Source organism: Xanthomonas sp. D-36-1, from assembly GCF_017746155.1.
Classification (GTDB): domain Bacteria; phylum Pseudomonadota; class Gammaproteobacteria; order Xanthomonadales; family Xanthomonadaceae; genus Xanthomonas; species Xanthomonas cissicola.
The window spans coordinates 1-5,806 of sequence record NZ_JAGHWR010000039.1 but is presented as its reverse complement, the minus strand read 5'-3'; the positions used below and the strand labels follow the sequence as shown (position 1 = coordinate 5,806).

Below are 5,806 nucleotides of genomic sequence, written 5' to 3'. Positions count from 1 at the left end.
GCTGCCACGGAACAACCTGCTCCATCTCGGCAAGAAAGATCTCGCGCCGGGTCTGCTTACGCTTGCCCAAGCCCTCAGCGTCACCGAACGTCAGCTGCATGGATGAATCCTCTACATAAGGCGATAGTGTCGCGCATCTGCGGTGAGTTGATCAGACCTTCCCTATAGCGGCCTCAACCGGGCTGTACGGCCGTGCTTGAATCGCTGCGGGTTTGCAGCGATGCACGGCCAGGCGCTTGCCACGCCGCGCACGCGCGCGAGGCAAGGCAGCGGGATCAAAGCAAGGCACCACCCGGCGCGACACTCATCGATCAAGGGAGCGTTCCATGACCATTTTTTGCAGGCACTACCACCGTGTATGGCTCATCTTGCTGCTGTGTCTGTGCAGCGCCGGCGTCAGCGCGCAAGGCATCGCCAAAGGCGCGGACGTCAGCTGGCTCAATCAACAGGCCGCCAACAATCCGCCGCAGGTGTTTCGCGATGCAGCCGGCAACACCGCCGACTTCATCAAGCTGTTCAAGGATGTCGGCGGCAACGCCATTCGCCTGCGCGTGTGGGTCAACCCGTCGGGCGGCTGGAACGATGGCCGCGACACCCTGGACAAGGCCAGGCGCGCCGCCGCGCAAGGCATGCGCATCATGATCGACTTCCACTACAGCGACAGCTGGGCCGACCCGGGCAAACAGACCAAACCTGCGGCCTGGGCCGGCCACTCCGTCGCCCAGCTCAACACCGATGTCTACAGCCACACCCAGGGCATCCTCAAATATCTCAAGGACAACGGCATCACCGTCAGCTGGGTGCAGGTCGGCAACGAGATCAATAGCGGCATGCTGTGGAACGAAGGCAAGACGCCCAACTTCGCCACCCTGGGCCAGTTCATCAACAGCGGCTACAACGCCACCAAGGCGGTGTATCCCAATGCCAAGGTCGTCGTGCATCTGGCCAACGGCTACGACAACGCCAACTTCCGCTGGTTCTTCGACAACCTGCGCTCGGCAGGCGGCAAGTGGGATGTCATCGGCATGTCGCATTACCCCCCGTCGGCAGCTGGCAGGACTACAACAGCCGCCTGGACACCAACATGCGCGACATGATTGCGCGCTACGGCAGCGATGTGGTGATTTCCGAGGTCGGCATGGACTGGCAGCAAGCGGCCACCACCCGCGCCATGCTCAGCAACCTGCTCAGCCGCAGCAGCATCGGCGCGCGCGTGCTTGGCGTGTTCTATTGGGAACCCAACGCCTACCCCGGCTGGCAGGGCTACACCATGGGCGCAGTCAACAATAACGGCCAACTGACCGAAGCGCTGCAAGCGTTCTGACCAGCATGCCCCCACGGGGCGGCGCCCGCCGCGGGGGATGTCCTGGCGAAGGCACCCAGCCGCACCCACAGATCCCGCCATCGTAGGAGCGCACCCGAGCGCGACAGGCGTTACCGAGAAAGCTCCTCGCGCCCAGGTGCGCTCCTACGGGGGCATGTACATCGGTCCATTCCCCACGGCGGCGGCCGTCCATCGCCCGCCGCTGGCCCTCATCCTTTGGTCGTACACCGGCAGCGTCCGCTGCGCCGTACCGTCGTTCCAGCCGGCATCGACGCCCCACTCGGCGCACGACAGCGTCCCATTCCATACGCACCCGTAGCGAGGAATGGCAACAGGTGCGTGCGGTACACTTGGGGGTTTACGAATTCACGATGTCGACACACCCGCGGGGTGTGTCCCCCCGGGAGCGCTAATGAACTGGTTGAACGAAGTGCTGCACAACGATCCGAACCCGCTCGAGACCCAGGAGTGGCTCGAATCGATCAAGGCCGTCATCGACGTCGAAGGCCCGGAGCGCGCCCATCAGCTGCTGGAAGGCATGGTCGAACAGACCCGTCGCGCCGGCGCTTACCTGCCGTTCTCGCCCACCACCGAGTACGTCAACACCATCTCCCCGGCTAACGAGGCCAAGCACCCCGGCGACTCCGCGCTGGAGTGGAAGATCCGCTCGATCATCCGCTGGAACGCCATGGCCACGGTCGTGCGCGCCAACCGCAAGCCCGGCGACCTGGGCGGCCACATCGCCTCGTTCGCCTCCAGCGCCACGCTGTACGACGTGGGCTTCAACCACTTCTGGCGCGCGCCCTCGGACAACCATCCGGGCGATCTGCTGTTCATCCAGGGCCACAGCGCCCCGGGGATCTACGCCCGCGCCTTCCTCGAAGGCCGCATCAGCCAGTCCCAGCTGGACAACTTCCGCATGGAAGTGGACGGCCAGGGCATCTCGTCCTACCCGCACCCGTGGCTGATGCCCGAGTTCTGGCAGACCCCCACCGTGTCGATGGGCCTGGGCCCGCTGGCGGCCATCTACCAGGCGCAGTTCATGCGCTACCTGGAAAACCGCGGCCTGATCGAGAAGTCCGACCGCAAGGTGTGGTGCTTCATCGGCGACGGCGAGAGCGACGAACCCGAAACCCTGGGCGCCATCGCGCTGGCCGGCCGCGAAGGCCTGGACAACCTCATCTTCGTCGTCAACTGCAACCTGCAGCGCCTGGACGGCCCGGTGCGCGGCAACGGCAAGATCATCCAGGAACTGGAAGGCGTGTTCCGTGGCGGCGGCTGGAACGTCATCAAGCTGCTCTGGGGCGGCTATTGGGATGCCCTGCTGGCCAAGGACACCGACGGCGTGCTGCGCAAGCTGATGATGGAAACCGTCGACGGCGAATACCAGAACTGCAAGGCCTTCGGCGGCGCCTACACCCGCGCCAATTTCTTCGGCAAGTACCCGGAGACCGCGGCCATGGTCGCCGGCCTGTCCGACGACGACATCTGGCGCCTCAACCGTGGCGGCCACGACCCGCACAAGGTGTACGCCGCCTACCACCAGGCCGTGAACACCACCGGCATGCCCACCGTGATCCTGGCCAAGACGGTCAAGGGCTATGGCATGGGCTCGGCCGGTGAGGCGCTCAACCCCACCCACCAGACCAAGAAGCTGGACGACGCGGCGGTCAAGCACTTCCGCGACCGCTTCAACATCCCGGTCACCGACGCCCAGCTGGAAGACGGCCAGGTGCCGTTCTACCACCCCGGCGAAGATTCCCCGGAAGTGCAGTACCTGAAAGAACGCCGCAGCGTGCTCGGCGGCTTCCTGCCCTCGCGCCGCCCCAAGGCCAGCAAGTCGTTCGTCGCGCCCACGCTCGACAAGTTCGAGCGCCTGCTCAAGGACAGCGGCGAGCGCAGCTATTCCACCACCATGTCCTTCGTGCAGAGCCTCAACATCGCCCTGCGCGACAAGGAACTGGGCCCGCGCATCGTGCCGATCGTGGCCGATGAGGCGCGCACCTTCGGCATGGAAGGCATGTTCCGCCAGATCGGCATCTATGCGCCGTTCGGCCAGAAGTACAAGCCGGTCGATGCCGACCAGCTGATGTACTACCGCGAAGACCAGACCGGCCAGGTGCTGCAGCAGGGCATCAGCGAGCCGGGTGCCATCGCCTCGTGGATGGCCGCAGGCACCAGCTACTCGGTGTCCGACGTGCCGATGCTGCCGTTCTACATCTACTACTCCATGTTCGGCTTCCAGCGCGTAGGCGACATCGCCTGGCAGGCAGCGGACATGCGCACGCGTGGCTTCCTACTCGGCGGCACCGCCGGCCGCACCACGCTCAACGGCGAAGGCCTGCAGCACGAAGACGGCTTCAGCCAGGTCATCGCCGGCTCGATTCCGAACGTGCGTAGCTACGACCCCACCTTCGGCTTCGAAGTCACCGTCATCATGCAGCACGGCATGAAGGCGATGATGGAAGACCATATCGACGAGTACTACTACATCACCCTGATGAACGAGAACTACGCCCACCCCGGCATGCCGGACGGCGCAGCCGAGGGCATCATCAAGGGCATGTACCTGCTCAAGGACGCCGGCAAGCCCAAGAAGGGCGAGCTGCGCGTGCAGCTGCTGGGCAGCGGCACCATCCTGCGCGAAGCCATCGCCGCGGCCGAGCTGCTGGACAAGGACTTCGGCGTCACCGCCGACATCTGGTCCTGCCCCAGCCTCAACGAAGTGCGCCGCGACGGTTACGCCGTGGAACGCTGGAACCGCCTGCACCCGGAGGCCGAACAGCGCAAGCCCTACGTCACCCAGCTGCTGGAAGGCCGCCAGGGCCCGGCCATCGCCGCAACCGACTACGTGCGCGCCTTCGCCGACCAGATCCGCGCCTTCGTCCCGATGACCTACACCGTCCTCGGCACCGACGGCTTCGGCCGCTCGGACACGCGTGCGAATCTGCGCCGGTTCTTCGAAGTGGACCGTTACTACATCGCGCATGCGGCGATTGCCGCGCTGGCGAAGGATGGGAAGATGACGGGTAAGGATGTGGCTCGGGCGATTAAGCAGTACAAGATTGATCCTGAGAAGGCGAATCCGGTTGGGGTTTGAGCCAGAAAGGGGAGCATAGCTCCCCTTTTTCTTTGTAGTCACTCTTACAGGCAGCGAAAGCAGGCTAGCGAGAAAAGGGGAATTTTATGAAGTTCACTAGGCTTGCTGTAAAAGGGTGGAGACAGTTCGATGATGTCGATATTGAGATTCACCCTCGCTTGACGGTAATAACCGGCGCCAATGGAGCCGGAAAAACCACTCTTCTCTCATTGCTAACGCAGCATCTTGGGTGGGCTCGTCCATACCTTGCCAGTCCTCGTCAAGGCAGGGACGGCTCAATAAGCTATCTCTCGGGTGTTATCAGGGGAATGTTTAGTTGGCTAAGAGGGGAGAGCGAAGCTTCTTCTGAATTCGGGTACGTCACATATTCAAACGGACAAAAGGCTGTTCTCTCAGTCAGCCCAACCGGTGGGGTGGAGTACGGGATAACAATTAATCCGCAGTCCCATATTCAAGGAATTAGTATTCCTTCGCACCGTGTAGCTTCTAGATACCAGCAGATAGGTTCAATTCCGACGACAGGTATTGGTGCCGTTCAAGCATTTCATAATTACTATAATGAGCAGATGAATCGCTACGTTCATGGGCATGCCCACTCCGGCGTTTCACCTATGTTTCGTATGAAGGAAGCCTTGATATCTATGGCCACCTTCGGCGCAGGGAATGGTTATGTGCAGGGTAGGCCTGACTTACTTAAGTCTTACCTTGGATTTATAGAAGTGCTCAGGGCTGTAATTCCCAGTACACTTGGGTTTATTTCCCTGGAGATCAGAACCCCTGACGTTGTATTAATTACTAGGAGCGGTGAGTTTCTTCTTGATTCTGTTTCTGGCGGGGTTGGGGCAGTAGTAGATCTGGCTTGGCAAATATTTACATACTCCGATCAGGCTAGTGAATTTGTTGTTGTTATCGATGAGCCCGAGAATCACCTGCACCCTTCAATGCAGCGAGAGTTACTTCCCAATCTGCTGAAAGCGTTTCCCAATGTGCAGTTTGTAGTGGCTACTCATAGTCCATTTATTGTTACCGCGGTTAGGGACTCAGTGGTTAATGTTCTGGCTTATCGTAGTAATAAACTGGAAGCATCGCTTGCAGGTCTTGCGCCCGAACTTAGTGTTTATTCACGAGTCTTAGGGAAGGTCTGATCAACTCACCGCAGATGCGCGACACTATCGCCTTATGTAGAGGATTCATCCATGCAGCTGACGTTCGGTGACGCTGAGGGCTTGGGCAAGCGTAAGCAGACCCGGCGCGAGATCTTTCTTGCCGAGATGGAGCAGGTTGTTCCGTGGCAGCAACTGCTTGCCCTGATCGCGCCGCACTATCCAGTGTCGGGGCGGCCAGGTCGGCAGCCGTACGCACTGGCGACGATGTTGCGGATT

At 61.3% G+C, this 5,806-nt stretch carries 2 protein-coding genes and 3 pseudogenes; 4 read left to right on the top strand and 1 reads right to left on the bottom strand.

Annotated features, from left to right (window positions below):
* Positions 1 to 100: pseudogene (locus J7367_RS12820) on the bottom strand (IS5 family transposase); the annotation flags it as partial.
* Positions 101 to 326: 226 nt separating this feature from the next.
* On the opposite strand from J7367_RS12820, the pseudogene J7367_RS12815 reads away from it, so the two are divergent.
* The 4 genes and pseudogenes from J7367_RS12815 to J7367_RS12800 all read left to right on the top strand — a co-directional run.
* Positions 327 to 1,324, top strand: a pseudogene (locus J7367_RS12815) (arabinogalactan endo-1,4-beta-galactosidase).
* A gap of 412 nt (positions 1,325 to 1,736) precedes the next feature.
* Positions 1,737 to 4,424 carry a pyruvate dehydrogenase (acetyl-transferring), homodimeric type gene (gene aceE, locus J7367_RS12810; RefSeq protein WP_057664304.1) on the top strand — a complete coding sequence of 896 codons (2,688 nt, stop codon included), beginning with the start codon at positions 1,737 to 1,739 and terminating at the stop codon, positions 4,422 to 4,424.
* Between the two features lie 86 nt (positions 4,425 to 4,510).
* Entirely contained in the window at positions 4,511 to 5,569 is a 1,059-nt protein-coding gene (locus tag J7367_RS12805) for an ATP-binding protein (RefSeq protein WP_081028036.1), read from the top strand.
* 51 nt (positions 5,570 to 5,620) lie between these two features.
* A pseudogene (locus J7367_RS12800) lies at positions 5,621 to 5,806 on the top strand (IS5/IS1182 family transposase); the annotation flags it as partial.